Origin of the sequence: Pseudoalteromonas sp. PS5 (assembly GCF_004103255.1) — a bacterium.
Taxonomy (GTDB): Bacteria; Pseudomonadota; Gammaproteobacteria; order Enterobacterales; family Alteromonadaceae; genus Pseudoalteromonas; species Pseudoalteromonas peptidolytica.
Genome location: NZ_RCSQ01000082.1, coordinates 1 through 20,113, shown reverse-complemented (window position 1 = coordinate 20,113; position 20,113 = coordinate 1). Strand labels below are relative to the sequence as shown.

At 42.8% G+C, this 20,113-nt stretch carries 18 protein-coding genes; 6 read left to right on the top strand and 12 right to left on the bottom strand.

Annotation, left to right across the window (positions count from 1 at the left end; genetic code table 11):
- The first annotated feature begins 362 nt into the window (after positions 1-362).
- Together fusA and D9603_RS11540 are read left to right on the top strand one after the other, a co-directional pair.
- Entirely contained in the window at positions 363-2,450 is a 2,088-nt protein-coding gene (gene fusA / locus D9603_RS11545) for an elongation factor G (protein WP_128731419.1), read from the top strand.
- Positions 2,451-2,697: 247 nt separating this feature from the next.
- On the top strand, positions 2,698-3,087 hold the full coding sequence (locus D9603_RS11540; RefSeq protein ID WP_128731418.1) for a hypothetical protein: 390 nt from the start codon (positions 2,698-2,700) through the stop codon (positions 3,085-3,087).
- A gap of 284 nt (positions 3,088-3,371) precedes the next feature.
- Here D9603_RS11540 and hemB read toward each other — a convergent pair whose 3' ends face one another.
- The 11 genes from hemB to D9603_RS11485 form a co-directional block, all read right to left on the bottom strand.
- Positions 3,372-4,382, bottom strand: coding sequence for a porphobilinogen synthase (hemB, locus tag D9603_RS11535; RefSeq protein WP_125250716.1), 1,011 nt, complete (start codon positions 4,380-4,382; stop codon positions 3,372-3,374).
- Between the two features lies 1 nt (position 4,383).
- Positions 4,384-6,213, bottom strand: a complete 1,830-nt coding sequence (locus D9603_RS11530) for a diguanylate cyclase (RefSeq protein WP_128731417.1) — start codon at positions 6,211-6,213, stop codon at positions 4,384-4,386.
- Between the two features lie 17 nt (positions 6,214-6,230).
- Positions 6,231-7,007 carry a TatD family hydrolase gene (locus tag D9603_RS11525; protein WP_128731416.1) on the bottom strand — a complete coding sequence of 259 codons (777 nt, stop codon included), beginning with the start codon at positions 7,005-7,007 and terminating at the stop codon, positions 6,231-6,233.
- A complete protein-coding gene (locus tag D9603_RS11520) occupies positions 7,007-7,519 on the bottom strand; it encodes a hypothetical protein (RefSeq protein ID WP_128731415.1) in 513 nt (170 codons plus the stop codon). The genes D9603_RS11525 and D9603_RS11520 overlap by 1 nt, the downstream gene beginning before the upstream one ends.
- Positions 7,516-8,259, bottom strand: a complete 744-nt coding sequence (tatC, locus tag D9603_RS11515; protein ID WP_128731414.1) for a twin-arginine translocase subunit TatC — start codon at positions 8,257-8,259, stop codon at positions 7,516-7,518. Before tatC ends, D9603_RS11520 begins: the two co-directional genes overlap by 4 nt.
- A 111-nt stretch (positions 8,260-8,370) precedes the next feature.
- Positions 8,371-8,679: a Sec-independent protein translocase protein TatB gene (gene tatB / locus D9603_RS11510; protein ID WP_125250711.1), complete on the bottom strand. Its 309-nt coding sequence runs from the start codon at positions 8,677-8,679 to the stop codon at positions 8,371-8,373.
- A 5-nt stretch (positions 8,680-8,684) separates the two neighbouring features.
- On the bottom strand, positions 8,685-8,933 hold the full coding sequence (gene tatA / locus D9603_RS11505) for a Sec-independent protein translocase subunit TatA (RefSeq protein WP_125250710.1): 249 nt from the start codon (positions 8,931-8,933) through the stop codon (positions 8,685-8,687).
- Positions 8,934-8,993: 60 nt separating this feature from the next.
- The gene (ubiB, locus tag D9603_RS11500; protein WP_128731413.1) at positions 8,994-10,598 is read right to left on the bottom strand and encodes a ubiquinone biosynthesis regulatory protein kinase UbiB; all 1,605 of its coding nucleotides are present in this window, start codon (positions 10,596-10,598) and stop codon (positions 8,994-8,996) included.
- Between the two features lies 1 nt (position 10,599).
- On the bottom strand, positions 10,600-11,214 hold the full coding sequence (locus D9603_RS11495) for an SCP2 sterol-binding domain-containing protein (protein WP_125250708.1): 615 nt from the start codon (positions 11,212-11,214) through the stop codon (positions 10,600-10,602).
- Between the two features lie 8 nt (positions 11,215-11,222).
- Complete coding sequence (gene ubiE, locus D9603_RS11490; RefSeq protein WP_125250707.1) at positions 11,223-11,978, bottom strand: bifunctional demethylmenaquinone methyltransferase/2-methoxy-6-polyprenyl-1,4-benzoquinol methylase UbiE; 756 nt, start codon at positions 11,976-11,978, stop codon at positions 11,223-11,225.
- Between the two features lie 273 nt (positions 11,979-12,251).
- Positions 12,252-13,253, bottom strand: a complete 1,002-nt coding sequence (locus tag D9603_RS11485; protein WP_128731412.1) for a GGDEF domain-containing protein — start codon at positions 13,251-13,253, stop codon at positions 12,252-12,254.
- A gap of 375 nt (positions 13,254-13,628) precedes the next feature.
- On the opposite strand from D9603_RS11485, the gene D9603_RS11480 reads away from it, so the two are divergent.
- Complete coding sequence (locus D9603_RS11480; RefSeq protein WP_128731411.1) at positions 13,629-15,407, top strand: DUF885 domain-containing protein; 1,779 nt, start codon at positions 13,629-13,631, stop codon at positions 15,405-15,407.
- Positions 15,408-15,472: 65 nt separating this feature from the next.
- Here the strand turns inward: D9603_RS11480 and mtnK are convergent, their stop codons facing one another.
- Positions 15,473-16,675 carry an S-methyl-5-thioribose kinase gene (gene mtnK / locus D9603_RS11475; RefSeq protein WP_128731410.1) on the bottom strand — a complete coding sequence of 401 codons (1,203 nt, stop codon included), beginning with the start codon at positions 16,673-16,675 and terminating at the stop codon, positions 15,473-15,475.
- A gap of 119 nt (positions 16,676-16,794) precedes the next feature.
- Between mtnK and mtnA the strand changes: the two genes are divergently transcribed.
- The 3 genes from mtnA (at position 16,795) to D9603_RS11465 (ending at position 19,841) form a co-directional block, all read left to right on the top strand.
- The gene (mtnA, locus tag D9603_RS11470) at positions 16,795-17,817 is read left to right on the top strand and encodes an S-methyl-5-thioribose-1-phosphate isomerase (protein ID WP_128731409.1); all 1,023 of its coding nucleotides are present in this window, start codon (positions 16,795-16,797) and stop codon (positions 17,815-17,817) included.
- Between the two features lie 80 nt (positions 17,818-17,897).
- The gene (locus D9603_RS22120) at positions 17,898-18,428 is read left to right on the top strand and encodes a hypothetical protein (RefSeq protein ID WP_241651646.1); all 531 of its coding nucleotides are present in this window, start codon (positions 17,898-17,900) and stop codon (positions 18,426-18,428) included.
- A 3-nt stretch (positions 18,429-18,431) separates the two neighbouring features.
- Positions 18,432-19,841, top strand: coding sequence for a S9 family peptidase (locus tag D9603_RS11465; RefSeq protein WP_241651645.1), 1,410 nt, complete (start codon positions 18,432-18,434; stop codon positions 19,839-19,841).
- Positions 19,842-20,113: the final 272 nt, after the last annotated feature.

Genomic DNA, 20,113 nt, shown 5'->3' with positions numbered 1-20,113 from the left:
CCCGCCATGTAGGCAAAGCAAAAATTTTGCTATTTAGTTGTTCTAAATCGAAATTCTTAACGCGGTTAGCGTCAGATTTACGCCTTCACATTGAGCAAGGATTAAGCCTAATTGGTATAAACTAGCTTATTCTTTCTCTGATCCTCAAGCTAAGCGATGTAAAATATAGGTGTCAATATGTCATGTCATCGCCAAAAATGCTGCTCTAAGAAGTGAGGTACAGGTAAATCATCCTCGAAAATTTCGCATTAGAAACTTTTTCGCGAATTGATTGCATTTTAAACGACTTCAAGGATGATGTTCGCTACAAGAGGTGATATACTCCCGCCGAATAATTTTTCTACTTTAAATAGAGTAAAACAATGGCAGATTTATCGAAATACAGAAACATTGGTATTTTCGCGCACGTTGATGCGGGTAAAACTACCACCACTGAGCGTATTCTAAAGCTTACTGGTAAAATCCACAAAACTGGTGAAGTACACGACGGTGAGTCTACTACCGACTTCATGGAGCAGGAAGCTGAGCGTGGTATTACTATCCAATCAGCAGCGGTAACTTGTGAGTGGAAAGGCCACCGTTTAAACGTTATCGATACTCCTGGACACGTTGACTTCACAGTAGAAGTATACCGTTCACTTAAAGTACTTGACGGTGGTATCGGTGTATTCTGTGGTTCTGGTGGTGTTGAGCCGCAATCAGAAACTAACTGGCGTTATGCGAACGAATCAGAAGTTGCACGTGTAATCTTCGTAAACAAACTAGACCGTATGGGTGCAGACTTTTATCGTGTAGTTGGTCAGGTTGAAAAAGTACTTGGCGCTAACCCACTAGTGATGACGCTTCCAATTGGTATCGAAGACCAATTCACAGGTGTAGTAGACGTACTTGAGAAGAAAGCGTACGTTTGGGATGACACAGGTCTTCCAGAAAACTACGAAGTTACTGACGTTCCTGCGGACATGGTAGACAAAGTTGAAGAATACCATGAGATGCTAGTTGAGTCTGCTGTTGAGCAAGACGACGACCTAATGGAAGCATACATGGAAGGTGAAACTCCTTCACTAGAGCAAATCAAAGCATGTATCCGTAAAGGTACTCGCGATCTTGCATTCTTCCCTACATACTGTGGTTCTGCGTTTAAGAACAAAGGTATGCAGCTAGTACTAGACGCAGTTGTTGATTACCTACCGTCTCCAACTGAAGTTGATCCACAGCCTCTAACAGATCCTGAAACTGGTGAGCCTACTGGTGACGTTGCGACAGTTGATGCAGAAGAGCCACTTAAAGCGCTTGCGTTCAAAATCATGGACGACCGTTTCGGTGCACTTACGTTCATCCGTATCTACGCTGGTCGCATGAAAAAAGGTGACACGATCCTTAACTCTGCAACTGGTAAAACTGAGCGTATCGGCCGTATGGTTGAGATGCAAGCAGACGAGCGTAACGAACTTACTGAAGCACAAGCGGGTGACATCATCGCTGTTGTAGGTATGAAGAACGTTCAAACTGGTCACACGCTATGTGATCCTAAGCACGAATGTACTCTAGAAGCGATGATCTTCCCTGATCCGGTAATCTCTATTGCTGTTGCACCTAAAGATAAAGGTGGTAACGAGAAGATGGGTATCGCTATCGGTAAGATGGTTGCAGAAGATCCGTCATTCCAGGTTGAGACTGACGAAGATTCAGGTGAAACTATCCTTAAAGGTATGGGTGAACTTCACCTAGACATCAAGGTAGACATCCTTAAGCGTACTTACGGCGTTGAGCTAGTTGTTGGTCAGCCTCAGGTTGCTTACCGTGAAACTATCACGCAAGAAGTTGAAGACAGCTACACGCACAAGAAGCAGTCTGGTGGTTCTGGTCAGTTCGGTAAGATCGACTACCGCATCAAGCCTGGTGAAGTTGGTTCTGGTTTCACGTTCTCATCTTCAGTTGTTGGTGGTAACGTACCTAAAGAATTCTGGCCAGCAGTTGAGAAAGGCTTCGCGTCAATGATGGAAGAAGGTGTTCTAGCTGGCTTCCCTGTACTAGACGTTGAAGTTGAGCTATTCGACGGTGGTTTCCACGCAGTTGACTCATCAGCAATCGCATTCGAAATCGCAGCTAAAGGCGCTTTCCGTCAGTCTATCCCTAAAGCGGGTGCACAACTTCTTGAGCCAATCATGAAAGTTGACGTGTTCACGCCAGAAGACAACGTAGGTGACGTAATTGGTGACCTTAACCGTCGTCGCGGTATGATCAAAGATCAAGAAGCTGGCGCAATGGGCGTTCGTATCAAGGGTGAAGTACCACTATCTGAAATGTTCGGATACATCGGTCACCTACGTACTATCACGTCTGGTCGTGGTCAGTTCTCTATGGAATTCTCACACTACGCTCCGTGTCCAGCAAATGTTGCTGAAGCGGTAATCGCAGCTGAGAAAGAGAAAAAAGCAGCTAAGTAATAAATTACTTATTCTGTCAGAAAAGGCCGCCTTCTGCGGCCTTTTTTATTTTTTAAATTCAATAGGTTAAACTAGGAATATTCCCTCTACAACTCGTCACTTTTAATTCATATTTTATTAATTCTAAAGTTCTTGCTTTAGGAACATTGCCACTTTATCATTACGGTTTGTCGAATAAACATAGCCCCATAATGGCATTGACATTGTCTGTGGGAATGTTTGGTTGGGTAAATAAAGGAGATACTCAATGAGAACCATAGAATTGGAAATTAACTGGCTTTTTTACGTAATTTCATTATCACTGATATGGCTAAGTCACACAGCCTTTTCTACGTTTGGTATTCCTGCGTCATTGCTTCAAATTGTTACCATGTTACTATTACTGTCTGTGCTAACAACACTTGCCTTCTCACTAACGGGAAAGCGCTTTTTACATATTGACAAAGTAGGTGTTAGTTATAGCTGCTTTGGTAAAACACACTATATCCATGCTGAGCATATCAAGTCTATTAAATTACGCTCTTTTGGAGTGTTGAGCATCCCTGAAGTTTACCTAGATAACGGTACTGTTAAACGCTTTTTAAGCTGGAAGATGACCCGCGAAGAGCTGAATAAAGCAGATACAATATTACACTGATAATCTACAAAGAGTGTTGCTATTCTCAACATATAAAATTACGCTAGGTAACACCACTTCAGCGTAATTCTTGCTCATCTAGAGAGTAAATCAGGTGCTACAATTGGCTACTCAGAACGGCATTCATTATCCGAAGTTCAGGTTAGCTAAGTAACCAAATCTTTGCCTTATCTATATGGACATAGGTACTTTGGCGGCAGCGATATGCTTGATAAAACTCCAAAGTTCAAAATGAGCACTTATCCAAGCTAGTTGGGATACGTGCTCATCTACTTAATTGCAGATTATTTTTCGTTTAGCCAAATAGCTGCTTGCTTTGCAAAGTAAGTTAAAATGCCATCTGCGCCTGCACGTTTGAATGCTAAAAGGGACTCAAGCACCACTGGTTTTTCTGCCAGCCAGCCGTTATCAATTGCAGCTTTGTGCATTGCATATTCGCCACTGACTTGGTAAGCAAATGTAGGTACTCCAAATTCATCTTTTACACGTCTAACAACATCAAGATATGGCATGCCTGGTTTGACCATAACCATGTCCGCACCTTCTTGTAGGTCAAGGGCAACTTCCCTGAGTGCTTCGTCTGAATTTGCAGGATCCATTTGATAGGTTTTCTTGTCGGCACCTTTAAGATTACCAGCTGACCCAATCGCATCGCGGAAGGGGCCGTAATAACTTGAAGCATATTTAGCTGAATAAGCCATAATACGCGTATGGATGAAACCACATTCCTCAAGCGCCTCTCTTACAGCACCAATTCGGCCATCCATCATATCGGAGGGGGCAACCACATCTGCGCCGGCTTCAGCATGGGATAAGGCCTGTTTGACCAGTACTTCAATGGTCTCCTCGTTCATTACATAGCCATCGTCATCTAAAATGCCATCTTGACCGTGGACGGTGAACGGATCTAGTGCAACATCGGTAATCACACCAAGCTCTGGACATTCAGCCTTTATAGCTCTTACTGCCCGTTGCGCTATCCCTTCAGGGTTATAAGCTTCCTCTGCAAGCAGAGATTTATGTTCAGCTGGCGTCACAGGAAATAGTGCAATGGCAGGTACACCAAGCGCCACGAGTTGTTTAGCTTCTTCAACAAGTAAGTCAATTGATAAACGTTCGATACCTGGCATAGAGGGAATAGCTTCGCGCTTTGATTCTCCATCCAATACGAAAACTGGATAAATCAAGTCATTGACTGTCAGCGTGTTTTCGCTCATTAGACGTCTTGAAAAGTCATCGCGACGCATTCTGCGCATGCGAGTAAGGGGGAAAAGATCAAGTCCTGATTGAGCCACGTTAATTCTCCTGATTGGTTTGAAAAGTAATAACACGATTTCGGCCTTGCTGTTTAGCTTGATATAAGGCTTTGTCCGCATTATCAGTATAAAGTTGTGGGTTATGTGGATCTGAAACAATAGCACTATAAACACCAGCACTTGTTGTCATCGTTAGCTGATGCTCACCAATTTCAATAACAAGCTCAGCGGTTGCCATTCTTACACGTTCTGCAACTTCGCAGGCACCCGCTTCTGATGTGTTGGGTAGGAGCAAAATAAACTCTTCTCCACCATAACGGAATACTTCATCATGTGGTCGGCGTAAATGTGATTTAATCAAGTTAGCGAATTCGCAAATGGCTTGATCACCTGCTAAATGACCATATTGGTCGTTAATTTTTTTAAAGTGGTCTATATCAAAAATGATCAGACTCAGTACTGTTTGTTCTCGTCTAGAACGGCGCGCTTCCATTTGAAGGCGCTTATCAAAATAGCCGCGATTTTTTACTTTAGTTAAGGGATCTTCCATGTTCATACGCTCAAGTTCGCGATTTTTATCTTCGAGTTCGCGTAACGTTACCTGAAGCTCAAAAGTGCGTGATTCAATACTGGACTCCAAATCATATTGTGCCTGCTCTTGTAGTTTTAGTTTTTCTTTTAGTAGTGCATCTTCAGCTTGCGTGTGTGCGAGGCGGCGCTGCTGGCTGGCGAGTTTTTCATCTCTTTGATGAATGTATAGATGAACCACAAGGTAGCAAAGTAGTGTTGTTTCAAGGGTAAAAATACCGAAGTAGCCAACATGATGTAAGAAACTGCCTGACTGAATGCCAACTTCCACCGTGAGTGGGTAGCTAACCAAAATAAAGTGGCACAAGAGCACTGCAAGTAGCGCATTTCTGCGTGGATGAGTAAGGCGCGCAACACTATAAGTAAGTAGGATTGTGATTATTAAGCTGACACTCAACGCCAGCAGAATTGAAAATGAAACAGGTAGCGTAATTATGCCTATAAACAACAATACAACCACAAGCTTCACCCAGCTATCTGAAAGCGTTGGATGAGATAGCAGCTGTTTTCCCGAACAAAAATGCAGTTGAGGTAATAGTAATAGGCTTAGTGACAGAGTCATTATGCCTTGACCGTATTGTTGGAACCATTGCCAAGAAGAATAAAAATATCGATATCCAAACCCATAAAGGTGGGCATTAAGCAGCCATACTAGCGAAGTAAATACAGTGGCGTATAAGAAGTAACGCTTTCTGGTCACGTTATACAAAGTAACATTGGTTAATGCTAGTGCTAAGATGAAGCCTGCTAGAATACCAAAAATTAAATTAAATTTACTTTTGTGTTTGAGATACGCGTTGGGCTCCCAAATTGTGATTGGCGCATTTATCACCCCTTCATCACTGAGCTGTAGATATAATTGACTCTGTGTTTGCGGCTGTAATTCTAGTGGTACAATCAATGCCTCGTATTTTAAGGGGCGCTTTATTAAGGGCAGCGCATCGCCACTGTCTACAGTTAAAATAGGGTGGTTTGGCCTGACGTGATAAGCGGTTACAGCATCTAATAGATTATTATTAATGCTCACCAGTATTGGCTTCACAGCGCTGCTTGCATTATGCAGCTCTATCTTAAGCCAAAGGTACTTTTTATTAGGTCTAAGTCCTGTTGGCAGGCGGGCGCTTTGGTGCCACTCTACTGGCTCTGAGAGCAGCTCATTTAATGATGCGTATTTACTCAGCGTATAATCCAGTTTGACTCGATGTTCGGCATCAAACGATTCAGATATCGTCACCGCAGAGCACGCAATAAAACTTGATAACAATAGGAGTAAAGACAGCATCAGGCGTAGCAATGGTTTTACCTCACAAACAGTTGTTTAAAGTTTTGAGTCGTGGCCTGCATGATGGTTTGCGCTGAACACTGCTTAAGATGTGCGATTTGGTCAGCCACATAGGATAGAAACATCGGCTCATTACGCCGCGATTTGGGCTTTGGTGTAATGGTTCTCGGAAGTAAATAGGGAGCATCCGTTTCTATCAATAGCCGATCTAGAGGAATATATTGTAGTAACTGTTGCAGGTCTTGGCCTCTTCTTTCATCACAGATCCAGCCTGTAATACCAATCATTAGTCCATAATCTAGATAGTTTTTCAGCGCGGTTTTATCACCGGTAAAACAGTGTAATACACCTTCAACCTTAACTTCGTTGAGCAATGGCATCAACGCTGAGTGGGCCTCTCTTTCATGCAAATAAACGGGAAAGTTGGCCGCCTGTGCAAGGTGCAGTTGTGTTAAGCATACTGACTGCTGGATTGGTCTGGGTGAAAAGTCGCGATTAAAATCAAGACCACACTCACCAACGGCCACAACATGATGACTACTGGTTAATAACGCACTCAGATCATCGTAGAGGCTATCTGGTGCATGTCTGGCATCATGAGGGTGTACGCCCACCGAACAAAACAATTGGTGCTTTTCGGCAAGTTCTATACTTTCTTTACTACTTTGCAGGTCGCAACCAATAGCCAGCATAGAACTTACCCCAGCACTTTTAGCTCTGGCGATCACGGACGGTAGATCGGCCGAAAATTGTGAGCTGGTTAAATTAACTCCAGCATCAATCATGGTGCTCATTAATTAACTCGTTTGACGCGCGTAGTGCGATTAAGCCCCGCTTTTTTCATTAAGAAAGAACCAAAAGATGCGCGCTCAATGATTACTGTGTCACCAGCATCGACAAAGAAAGTTTCTGATTTTACTTGTTTCCACACTTGGCCATTGTCTAATGTGAATACCATTCTATTTCTCGCTTTTTCGGTAATTTCAGTGACTTTGGCTGTGATTTCTTCAATGTCCTCGCTGGCGGCTTTGACGCGGCGCTCTAAGCCAAAACCTTCCTCTACTGATTGTGGTGTAGGTGCTGTATTAGCCAGAGACTCAACTTGCTTTTGCACAGTAGGCTGCGCCGATGTTTTAGCAACTTGTGGCTTGCTAATGGGCTTATTCGCGATCACGTTGTCGTAACACATCAGGCGGTTGAAATCATTTTCAATTAAGGTACACGCTTTTAGTGCTTGAGTATTTATTGTTTCAGCGGCACACAATGAAGAAAATCCCATTGCAAACAGCATCATGGTTTTTTTCATTCTTCTGACTCCTGTTGTTGTGGTTTGGTGCTGTAAAATCTAGCTAAAATCAATCCGACCTCAAACAATAGTAACATGGGTAATGCTAACAAAGTTTGAGATAGAACATCTGGGGGGGTTAAAAACATGGCGATAACGAAGGTGCCCACGACCACATAGGGTCGCTTTGCTTTTAGGCTCGCGGTTGTTGTCATACCACTCCAGCAAATAAGCATAATGGCTACTGGAATTTCAAAGGCGATCCCAAAAGCAAAAAATAGCTTAAGAATAAACCCCAAATAGCTGCTAATATCCGGTGATAGCGTCATCATCTCAGGGCCTACGCTAGTAAAAAAGCCTAGAATGATAGGCATAACGACGAAGTAGCAAAATGCGATACCACCATAAAAAAGTAGCACGCTAGATAGCAAAATAGGGATCAGCATACGCTTTTCGTGCTGGTACAAGCCCGGTGCAATAAACCCCCATATTTGGTGCAAAATAAATGGCACTGCAGCAAATAAAGAAACAAATAATGTTAGCTTGAATGGCGCAAAGAAAGGTGCAGTTACATCGGTGGCAATCATGGTGGTGTTGCTTGGTAAACTCTCCACCAGTGGAGCTGCAACAAAGGCATAAATGTCATTGGCAAAGTACACCAATGCGACAAAAATAATAAAAACGCTCATTAGCGCTTTCATTAAGCGGTTTCGTAGCTCAACTAAATGGGCGATAAATCCACTTTGGGCTGATTCTGTCATGTAGCTTGACTCGTAAGAAGTAAAATGCAAATTAGACTAGCTGATGGACGAAACTTGGGCCGCGGTAGCCCAAGCTTTGCAATGACTCAACTACTCAATAGTAAGATTGAATTAGTTTTTATTGTTGTTGTCAGTTGGTTTAAAAGAGTGCTTAACTGATTCAGCAGCATCTCGTAACTCTTGAACGGACTGTTTGAGCTCGGGGGCTAAGTCTTGCATTCCCATTTGTTCCGCTTTTTTTAAATTATTATGTAGCTCGTGCACTCTAAGCTCTTCGCTCACCTCAGCTTTTACTGAGTTGGTGAAAGATTTCACAGTTTTGATCCACCTAGCTACAGTGCGGATTGCGACAGGAAGACGTTCAGGGCCAAGTACTATCAGACCAACGATAAGTACAACCACTAACTCCCACATACCCATTTCAATTACACCTTATTCTTTTCTTTCTCTGAGGCAGGCTGTGCTTGTTGAGTTGTTGTGTTATTTAGTTTTTCGGGTTCAGCCTCTGGTTTAGACTCTGTCGCTGAATCTTCATCAGAGACGGCCTTTTTAAACCCCTTTATTGCGCCGCCTAAATCACTGCCGATACCACGCAGCTTTTTAGTTCCAAATAACAAAACAATGATGGCTAAAATAATAAGTAATTGCCAAATACTAATCCCACCGAATCCCATACTAACTCCATTGATACTTACAGCTTAAGAATAATGATTATACGCCTAGCGAGCAAAAAATCACCCTGTTTTACGCCAAGCGGTAACAAATACTAACAAGGCGATTATTGCCACAATAGCACTTGCTAAATACTTATCGGATATATAACTCAGTCCTGATACCACTGTTAGGCTACTTGCCACTAAACCTAATAATAGCGGTTTAGTTGCAGTATCAGCTGTTTTTGTGACAACTTGAGGTGGCCTGCGCTTGAGACTTTGATAAATTAAATCAGGTAGTTCTGGCATTTTTTCTGCCCAAAACGGCAGATTGGCGTAGAGTTTCTTCGCTACTGCTAATGGACCAACCTGTTCCTGAACCCAGTTTTCTAAGAAGGGTTTAGCAGTCTTCCATAAGTCAAGCTGGGGGTAAAGTTGACGTCCAAGGCCTTCGACGTAAAGCAACGTTTTTTGTAGTAATACTAGCTGTGGTTGTACTTCCATATTAAAGCGTCTAGCAGTATTAAATAAGTTCACCAGTACATGACCAAAAGAGATCTCCGCAAGTGGCTTATTAAAGATAGGCTCGCAAACAGTGCGAATGGCAAATTCAAACTCTTCCACACAGGTGTCTGCGGGTACCCAGCCTGAATCTACATGGAGCTGTGCAACTTGGCGGTAATCACGGTTAAAAAAAGCGATAAAGTTTTCGGCTAAATAACGCTTATCTTCACGATTTAACGTACCAACAATCCCGCAATCAATGCCAATATATTTTGGATTGTGTGGGTTTTCGCGAGAGACAAATATGTTCCCAGGGTGCATGTCTGCGTGAAAAAAACTGTCTCGGAATACCTGAGTGAAAAAGACCTCGACACCACGCTCTGCGAGCAGCTTCATGTTTGTACCTTGTGCAAGAAGCGCTTCGGTATCTGAAACCGCAATGCCATAGATACGTTCCATTACGAGGATATTTTTTCTTGAGTAATCGCTGTAAACTTCTGGAATGTATAAAGAATCAGAATCTTCGAAGTTACGTCTAAGCTGAATGGCGTTGGCGCCCTCACGCATTAAGTCTAACTCGTCCAGTAAGGTTTTTTTATATTCTCGTACCACCTCTACTGGGCGAAGTCGCTTTCCTTCACTAAGTAAGTTGACGACCACTTTGGCAAAGCGCTCCATCAGGGATAAATCAGCGTGAATCTGTTTCTCAATGTCGGGACGAATAACCTTAATCACGACATCTTTGACGTCATCTTGGTGATGTAACTTGGCTGCATGCACTTGTGCAATTGATGCAGAAGCGAGAGGTTGTGCTTCGAACTCTACAAAGTGCTCGTGTATATCGCTGATCTCCAAAGCGTCTTCAATTAGCTGTTGTGCAAGCTTCGGATCAAAAGGCTGTACTTGGTCTTGAAGGAATGCCAGCTCTTGGGCTATTTCAGGCGGCAATAAGTCGCGGCGAGTTGACAGCATTTGACCAAACTTGATCCACACCGGCCCAAGTGTCTGTAAGGCAAGGCGAAGGCGTGTCCCAATAGGTTTGTCTTTGTGCTTGTTACGCATCCAGAATAAGCTAGCTCGCGCAGCTTTGCCGTACCAAGGCTGTTTGTGTGCAGGAATTAATTCGTCTAGGCCATAATCTAAAAACGTTTTTGTGATCTGATGCAAGCGAAGGAGAGACAAGCTAATTTCCTTTGGAGTTTTGAAGTAAAGTATTGATACGTTGCGCGACGCTCTCTAACTGGCCATTCACGGAACGCACTTGCTGCTTAAACTGTTCAAATTCGAGTGGATGAGGAGATACCTTGAGCTCATCCTGAAGCAGCTCACTGAGCGTCACTTTAGCAACTTGTGCATCTTGCTGAGCTCGCTTGCGGATAGTGTTGATACTATCCACAATGACTTGTGCGGGGGCATCACCAAGATACTGAGCAAGGTGCTCCGCCCAATCAATATCCAAAGCCGCAAGAGCGTTACTATACAATTGTGCTAAAGCGAGATCGCCATCTAGATCGAGTTTATCTTGACGTATTAGTGCGGTTAGCTTACTTGGATCTGTGAGTTCAAGCAGCGTAGCGCAGTCTGCGCTAATGGTGCAATCAGCGTTGCCATCAAAAGGGCATAATACATGAATGTGTTCACCGGTATTGGTGATAGCTAAATGCAGATGCAAATCGCGAACCTCAACACTCAGTATTTTGTGACGTCCTTTACTTAATGCACCTTGCAACTCAGATGAGAGTGTTAGGGCTTTATTTAGCGCCGCTTCAATTACGGCGCCAAGTAGCGATGCAAGCACGGAGACTCCTAAAATTTAAAACCACGATGAAGCGCGACAATACCGCCGGTCATGTTTTGATAATCAGTTTGTTCAAACCCAGCGTCATCCATCATAGCCTTTAACGTGTCTTGATCTGGGTGCATACGGATAGACTCTGCAAGGTAGCGATATGATTCGCTGTCATTTGCTACTAACTTACCCATCGCAGGCAGTAGAGTGAATGAGTACATATCATAGAGTTTTGCCAGCGCTTCGTTATCGGTTTTGGAAAACTCTAATACCAGTAAGCGGCCACCTGGTTTGAGTATGCGATACATAGAGCGTAGCGCTTTATCTTTATCAGTGACATTACGTAAGCCAAATGCGATGGTGATGACATCAAAGGTGTTGTCGTCAAAAGGAAGCATTTCGGCATTCATTTGCACGTATTCTATGTTACTGACCAACCCGAGATCGCGCAGCTTTTCACGGCCAACTTTCAGCATCGAGTCATTGATGTCACCTAAGATGACCTGCCCCTTGTCACCAACTAACTCACTAAACTTGGCAGTTAAGTCGCCTGTTCCGCCAGCTAAGTCTAAGACTTTGTGGCCAGCCCGAACACCTGAACAAGCGATAGTTTGACGTTTCCACAAGCGATGAATACCAAAAGACATCAGGTCGTTCATGATGTCATATTTTGCTGCGACAGAATGAAACACGTCTGCAACCATAGAAGCTTTTTTGTCTGCTTCTACTGTTTTATATCCAAAGTGGGTGGTGTTGTCTTGTGATTCTTTCATGCGGATTCCATCAATACACGGTAACTGTGTCATTAGTGTACTTGATAGGTAGCTGTAGGTGCAATTTCTTATCTACCTTGTCAGGCTGATAATGTTCACAAAAACAAAGATAAGTGTACTTTGACCTGGGCTTTGGATAATTAATGTTTTGCTAGCAACCTGGATTAGCGCTCCCTGTGTTGAGTTTGCTAGGTTTATAGCTTCAATACGGAAGTATTTTAAAATCACGGAAAAACCGAGGGTTTGGCATTGCTATCCACGCTTTGTGTCGTATTAGTGGCTTATATAACAGTGCTGACCTAGAGATTGAGCTTTTTGCGCGGCAAAACTGGCACGTTTAGCCAAGATATTGAAGTCATGTTCAGGTGCAAGTTGTGCAATTCCCAGTGCCAAAGAGAGGTTAGGCAGTGGCATTTTGCCTTTGGTGCTGACAAACTTTAGGCGCTCCACGCCTTTGCGTACTTTTTCCGCGATTACACTGGCTGTGTCTAAGTCAACATCAGCGAGAATGATAGTAAATTCTTTTTTACCAGTGCGCCCCGGTAGGCCGCTTTCTACCACATAACGCTTAATATTATTCGCAACCCGATTAAGCACAACTTCGCTGACTACATCGCCAAAACGAGTAGAAAACGCATCAAGATTATCAACTTGTATTGATAACGCGCACACAGACTTTTGCTGTGATTGCCACAGCGCCACTTTTTGATGAAGATAATGGCGTTTATATAGCCCTGTTTGTGGGTCTAATAGGTGATGCTTGCGCAAGTCTAAAAGTAATTGTTGGTTTCGTTCGTAATCTTGGCGCGCTTTTATTAACGCTTGTTTAAAGAGCTTGTGTTGTTTTAGCAATAGCTCGGTTTGCTTAGTAAGTGTAGAAAGTGCACGCTTACTTTTTTGAATGTTGTGTTCATCTAAATTATGAATACATTGGCTCACCTGCTGTGCAAAGCGAATAATATGCTTCTGTGAGCTCTCGGTATTTTCATGGAGCTCAGTAACTAATGAATCTACGCCTTCAAGTAATTCAGACTGCACTTTTTGGCCAGGGTCTAAAAATTGATAGTAAAGTTGCTCGATTAGTACACAGTCAATCTTAGTATTGCTTTTGATGGTTTTAGCTAGGGTTTCATTAAGAGGCTTATTGATAGCACTGATATAAGTATATGCAACCTGATAATTCAGAGGAGTAGGCGGCAAATGATGCTGCTCTAAAAATAGGCACACCTGTGTCATTTTTTCTTGGGCAACAGCCATGGGATCATGGAACATCATTTCATTTACCACAACAATTTATTATCAAACGTTAATGAACAACCACCAACTCCATCGGTATCACTCTTGTCCTAATTGCACTAGAGCTACATTAATCTGTATCGTTCGAATTGAAAAGCAAAAAGTTTGTCTACGAAATAGAAAATTTACATTTTTTTGTTGATTTGCTGATTTTATCAGCAATTTTTATTAGGTTGAGTGATTTGTATCCGATCTTAGTTCTTCGTGGTTTTGTCGAATTAAGTTGCATCTGTGGCCTGACTCTCCTAATTTGAACGCTCATAAGTTCGTTCTACCATAACAAATACTCAAAACAGCAGTTTTTAGCAGCGAAAGTGCAAGTATTGAGACATAACAAGTATCGAGGAAGTTAGCGTGTTATCACCAAAAATAAAACTGTGGGCTAAGCGTTCAAGCATTGCCATATGTCTGTCTGTTACTTTGTCTGGTTGTGCCATTACAGGTATTGATAAGAATGCTGATTTTACTCAGTTAGCAGGCGATGTGATGAAGTTTAGAAGTGATAACAACGCCTATGGACGTGGTGACGTCAACGCAGAGTTTTTGCTGCCAAACTTAAGCGCGCAACAGCTTAGTACACAGTATCAACAACGACTCGATTTTCTCGCGCAATTAGATGATATTGATAAAACGCAACTCAGTGAAGAAAACCAGATAAACATCACCATATTGCGTAATCAAATACAAAATAGTGTCGATGAATATCATTTTAACAGTCACTATATGCCACTAACTTCTGAATATGGTTTCCATTCTGGGCTGTCTTTTATGATTTCAAATCATAATTTTAAGAAACGTTCCGGTTATGAGCTATATCTTGCTCGTTTGCAGCAAGTTCCTCGCTATTTTCAGCAAAATATCCATTGGATGAAACAGGGCATGGCAATTGGTCTGACACAACCAAAGGCGGTGCTAGAAGGCTATGAAAGCTCTATTGAAGCATATATCGTAGATGAAGTGACTAAATCTGAATTCTATGCGCCTTTTAAACACAATCAAGCAGGGTTGTCTGACTCTGAATTTAGTGCGTTACAGCAACGCGCAAAGCATATCATCAAAGCAGATGTGATAAGTGCTTATCAAGACTACCTTGACTTTTTTGTTAGAGAATATCGGCCTGCTGCTAGAACAACAATAGGTATTTCAGCCACTCCAAATGGTGAAGCTTTTTATGCCAATCGAGCCAAATACTACACAACCACAGATATGTCACCGCAACAAATACATGAGTTGGGGTTAAAAGAAGTTGCCCGGATCCGTGCTGAAATGGAAAAAATCATCAACAGGGTTGGCTTTAAAGGTAGCTTTGCTGATTTTGTTCAATTTTTAAGAACAGATCCGCAATTTTATGCAAAAACGCCTGAAGCGTTATTAAAAGAAGCGGCGTATATTGCAAAAAAGATGGATGCGCAGTTACCTAAGCTCTTTCATACATTGCCACGTAAGCCATATGGCGTAGCACCAGTTCCTGCGAGTATTGCACCAAAATACACAACAGGGCGTTACTCAGGTGCGCGCAGCGATACTGATGCTGGTTATTACTGGGTAAATACCTATGCTTTGGATAAGCGTCCTTTGTATGTGCTAGAGGCACTGACACTGCATGAAGCTGTGCCGGGGCATCACCTTCAGATCGCATTAAATGCAGAATTAGACTATCTTCCCGAATATCGCCGCAACGAATATATTTCTGCATTTGGTGAAGGGTGGGGACTATATGCTGAATTTTTGGGAATTGAAGCCGGTTTTTATCAAGACCCATACAGTGACTTTGGCCGTTTAACTTACGAAATGTGGCGCGCCGCACGCTTGGTAGTTGATACTGGTATGCACATGTTTGGCTGGAGTCGTGAAAAAGCGATGAACTTTATGAAAGACAACACGGCACTATCATTACATAATGTTAAAACAGAGACAGACCGTTATATCTCTTGGCCAGGGCAGGCATTGTCATACAAAATAGGTGAGCTAACCATTAAACGTTTACGCCGAAAGGCGGAAAAAGCACTGGGTGATCAATTCGATATTCGAGAATTTCACCATCAAATCTTACGTCATGGATCCGTTCCGTTATTTGTTTTAGAAGAGCAAATAGGTAAATATATTGAAACGACTATGGGTCAAGCGCAGTAAATGTTTAGCAGCCCAAAGTAGACGCTTTGGGCTGCCATTTGCGTTAGACCCTGCCTGATTTTTGATTAATTCACAAAGCTAATGATTAATTGATAAACATCTTCAGTGGTGTGACACTTATTGGCGTTTAATATCAGTTGTTCGCCTAGCTGTAGCGCTCGCTTTTGTACTTCAAGGCGCGCAGTATCGTCTTCAATGTCATCTATATCTGTGACATGAGCAAGGCCGATAGTGCGGCGGATCAACTCACAGCCACAATACCCAACCGCATCTTGCAGAACTTTTGTTAGAAAATACTCAGCATATCCTTCAGCTTGCAATGATAAATCACGAGTTTGCGTTTTTGCCAGCTTTAGCCAAGTTGCATAAAAGCCAGACAAGGTACTGGCAATACAATCCAGTAAGTATACCTGCATATTGCGGCGCTTTGGCAGTGCTTCAATCCGTGCATGTTGGGCGCAATAATTCAGTAGTAGGTTGCCAATAAATGAGCCTAAATCAAATCCGATTGGGCCGAAAAAGCCAAATTCTGGATCGATAAACTTAGTTTGCTCAGCACTTACAAAGATACTTCCGGTATGAACATCTCCATGAAGCAAGGTTTCTGGGGCGTTTAAGAATTGTGCTTTGAGTTTGGCAATTTCTATCAGTAGTGCTTTGTTATGACGCAGTGCATTGACTGAGGTTTGTAAAGCGCTAGGAAAATGGTTCCGCTCGGTATCACGGTATGGGTCATCAAAAAATAAATCTTCAGTGATGGCACACAACTCTGGGTTGGTAAACTCAGTGACTAAGGCTTTTTTCTCGCTAGGTTCAAGATAAAAACTAGAAAAGTAGAAGCTGGTTTTCGCCAAGTATGTTGCGATGTCTTGGCTAAGCTGTGGGAAAGTATGTGCTTGATTTAGCTCGCCACGTAAAATGTGTAACTGACCTAAATCTTCTAATATGGTTGCGGCCAACTCTGAATTGTGGTGTAAGACTTTGGCAGTGGTAGTTGGGCAAATCTCACCGTGGCGGCGTAGTACGCTAGCTTCTATCCTTGCTCTGTCCAATGTTAATGGCCAGCTTTCTCCTACACAGCGAGCATATGGTAAGGCTTGTTTAACAATGATGCTATTGCGCTGAGTGTCTTGGACGCGAAATACCAAATTTAAATTACCATCACCAAACTCATAGCAAGATAAGGTTTCACCTTCTGCAAAAAAGCCGCCTAAGTGAGTGACATAATCAATCACTTTTTCAGCATCAAACGCAACATAACCTGACATGTTTTTGAACCTTGATAATATTTGTTTATAGCATTCTATATTTTTAAATGTTTAGATGTCTATACTTCTTTAGATCTTGATGTAAAATGTTCGGGGTAGTGTTAACAGAGCGCAATGTTATGAAAACTTTAATTGCACGCAGCCTTAAATTTGAAGCCGGGGCTGTAAAAGTACTAGATCAATATTTACTGCCACACCAGCAGGTATGGCATGAGTGTCGAGATGTCGCGACCATGAGCGATTTGATCCTGACACTCAAGGTTCGTGGTGCGCCGCTCATAGGCTTAGCAGCAAGTCTATTAGTTGCATATCTTAGTGAGCAAGGTGAAGATAAAGTTACGATCGCCCATGCCATTAATACACTAGAGGCAACGCGCCCAACAGCAGTAAATTTAATGCACGCAATGGCTAAATTACGTAGCGTACTGGATAAACCTGACTGGCAAACACAATTGGTGACAACAGCAGAGCAGTTGTTTGAAGAAGATGCAGCACTGTGCGATCGGATGGCAACGATAGGCGCTACTTTGGTGAATGCTGGTGATAATATTTTAACGCATTGCAATACCGGGGCATTGGCTACCGCAGGTGTAGGAACAGCGCTGGGTGTGATACACCATGCGGCAAAACAACATCGCAATATTCACGTCTGGGTTGATGAAACAAGGCCTTTACTCCAAGGCGGTAGGCTAACGGCATTTGAGTTACAAGCATGGCAAATTCCATATACACTCATTTGTGACAATATGGCGGCGAGTTTAATGGCTGCGGGTAAAGTAGATAAGATTTTCGTTGGTGCGGATCGCATCGCAGCTAATGGTGATGTTGCTAATAAAGTAGGTACATATAATCTGGCGGTATTAGCACATTTTCATCAGATCCCTTTTTATGTTGTGGCACCAGTTACCACGGTAGACAGCCGATGCTTAAGTGGCGAACAGATCCCAATTGAACAACGAGAAAGAGCAGAGGTGATGGGAGTAAGTGGCAGTTTTGGTCACTGCCAATGGGCGCCGGATAATGCTGAGGTATACAACCCGGCATTTGATGTTACTCCGGCAAGCTTAATTACCGGTTGGGTGTTAGATACCGGGCTGTATTCTGCTAGTGATGTTGAAAGTGGGGTCTTTTCACTAGGTTAACGCTTGTAAGTGTTTGTTACTCAAGTCACTCTATTGCTACACTGTACCCGTTTAATTTTGAATGGAGGTAGTGAATTAGGATGAAAAAGTTTCTGATATTAGCTGTTGGTTTACTCGCGACACAGGCGCTCGCAAAATCAGTAGTCCCACTTGAACACTTTAGTAAAGGCAGTGAATTTTCTGATGTACAAATATCGCCCAATGGCGAATATCTGAGCTTCATTACAAAGCGGGAGGGGAAAAACACGCTTGGCTTTTTGCAGCTAGATAAATTTAAGCTGCTCCATGCTGTTCGATTTGACGACAACGCGCAAATAGGTCGATATGAGTGGGTTAATGACAATAGAGTGGTGCTTGAAAAACAGTACATCCGTGGCTGGAAAGATCACCCAGAATATCATGGTGAATTATTTGGCGTGAATGCAGACGGCAGCCGTGGTAAATACTTGGTTGGGTATCAAGGAGAAGGCCAAACAGGGTCGCGACTGCGTAAAGCAACCCCCCTTTACGGGACATCTTATATTCTTGACCCATTGGTTAATGACGAAGATAAGATGTTGATTGTGACTTACCCCTGGAGCGGTTCCAAAGAGCCGGTAACACGAGTGTAAGAAGTGAATGTTCATACCGGTGTTAGACGCAAAGTTACGGCCTCACCAAGAAAAATGGGGAGTTTCTTAACAGATCATCATGGCGAAGTTCGCGCTGTCGTGACACAAGATGATGATGGGTACTCATCAGTGTACACTCGCACAGCAAAACAGTCAGATTGGGTTGAGCTAAAACTTGCTGATGAGTTAGACGATTTTTGGATGCATGGGTTTGATAAAACGGGTAAATCAGTTTATCTATCAGCATCTAAAAATGGTGAGCCGAAAGCGTTTTATCAGTTAAACTTAGAAAGTAAAGCGCTAACACATATTTTCCAAGATAAAGAAGTTGACCCAACTAAGGTGTGGGTTGACCCGCTTGATAAATCTCCTTTTGCGATAGAACTAGATCCAGGCTATCCGACGTACGCATTTATTGATGATAATGCTAACTGGAGTCAGCGTTTGAAATCATTGGTGGCATCGATCCCAGGTAATCAAATTCGTATTGTTAGTAGTACCAGAGATGGCGAGCAAGTCGTGGTATTTGCAAGTAGCGATACCAATCCTGGAGATTATTATTTATATAATAGCAAAGAGAATAAGATGCGTTATCTGGCATCTGCTAGGCAATGGATAGCACCTGCAAAAATGTCCAACATGGAAGCCATCGCATTTACCAGCCGTGACGGACTGACCATTAATGGTTATCTGACTACACCACTTGGAAAAGAGAAAAAGAACTTGCCTCTGATAGTTATGCCGCATGGTGGCCCGCATGGCCCAAGGGACTTCTGGCAATTTGATCCTGAAGTGCAAATGTTGTCAAGTCGTGGTATCGCAGTGTTACAGGTGAATTTTAGAGGCTCGGGTGGTTATGGTGAAGCATTTGAGAGACTAGGTTATCAGAAGTGGGGTAAAGAAATTCAATACGACATCATTGATGGAACCAAAGATCTAATCGCAAAGGGCATCGTAGACGACAAACGGATCTGTATTATGGGGGCAAGTTTTGGCGGTTATTCTGCATTGCAAAGCGCAATATTAGAACCTGACTTATTCCAATGCGCAGTCGGTGTTGTTGGTGTATACGATTTACCACTGATGTTTGAAGAAGGTGACGTAGCTCAGCGCAGCTCAGGGGTCGCATATTTAGAGCGTGTACTCGGGACTGATGAAAAACAGCTAAAGGCGTTTTCGCCAAGTTACAACGCAGATAAGCTAAAAGTTCCCGTGCTTATTGTTCATGGTGGTGAAGACCAACGGGCACCTATCGAGCAGGCTGAGTCTATCATTGATGCTTTAAAAGAAGCGAAAGTACCGCATCAATATTACTTGCTGGAAGATGAGGGTCATGGGTTTTACAAACCAGAACATCGCTTGAAGTACTACCAAAAAGTGCTGGCATTTTTGGAGCAACCGCTGAAGCTGTAGACAACAAAGAATCTAATAAAAGCCTGACTTTGATACTGTATTGAAGTCAGGCTTTTTTATGGCCTTATATATTCGGCTCAGGTTTATGCCAATTTGCCTTAATGCTTGTTCGATTAGACAAAACAAATTTTTGTCTTGCCTACTGGAGGTAGATACCTCGCTGTGAGCAGGACGCGGAAGCGGTGTTATCGACAAGGTTTGCTCGCTTCAACATAGACCACTTAATAAAGATAATTGGTATAAGTAACCCGAGATCGGTTTAAGCCATCAGT

Coding starts and splice junctions, on each gene's coding strand:
- fusA (WP_128731419.1), top strand. CDS start 363: ATGGCAGATTTATCGAAATACAGAAACATTGGTATTTTCGCGCACGTT.
- D9603_RS11540 (WP_128731418.1), top strand. CDS start 2,698: ATGAGAACCATAGAATTGGAAATTAACTGGCTTTTTTACGTAATTTCA.
- D9603_RS11530 (WP_128731417.1), bottom strand. CDS start 6,213: ATGCTGTCTTTACTCCTATTGTTATCAAGTTTTATTGCGTGCTCTGCG.
- D9603_RS11525 (WP_128731416.1), bottom strand. CDS start 7,007: ATGAGCACCATGATTGATGCTGGAGTTAATTTAACCAGCTCACAATTT.
- D9603_RS11520 (WP_128731415.1), bottom strand. CDS start 7,519: ATGAAAAAAACCATGATGCTGTTTGCAATGGGATTTTCTTCATTGTGT.
- tatC (WP_128731414.1), bottom strand. CDS start 8,259: ATGACAGAATCAGCCCAAAGTGGATTTATCGCCCATTTAGTTGAGCTA.
- tatB (WP_125250711.1), bottom strand. CDS start 8,679: ATGGGTATGTGGGAGTTAGTGGTTGTACTTATCGTTGGTCTGATAGTA.
- tatA (WP_125250710.1), bottom strand. CDS start 8,933: ATGGGATTCGGTGGGATTAGTATTTGGCAATTACTTATTATTTTAGCC.
- ubiE (WP_125250707.1), bottom strand. CDS start 11,978: ATGAAAGAATCACAAGACAACACCACCCACTTTGGATATAAAACAGTA.
- D9603_RS11485 (WP_128731412.1), bottom strand. CDS start 13,253: ATGATGTTCCATGATCCCATGGCTGTTGCCCAAGAAAAAATGACACAG.
- mtnK (WP_128731410.1), bottom strand. CDS start 16,675: ATGTCAGGTTATGTTGCGTTTGATGCTGAAAAAGTGATTGATTATGTC.
- mtnA (WP_128731409.1), top strand. CDS start 16,795: ATGAAAACTTTAATTGCACGCAGCCTTAAATTTGAAGCCGGGGCTGTA.
- D9603_RS22120 (WP_241651646.1), top strand. CDS start 17,898: ATGAAAAAGTTTCTGATATTAGCTGTTGGTTTACTCGCGACACAGGCG.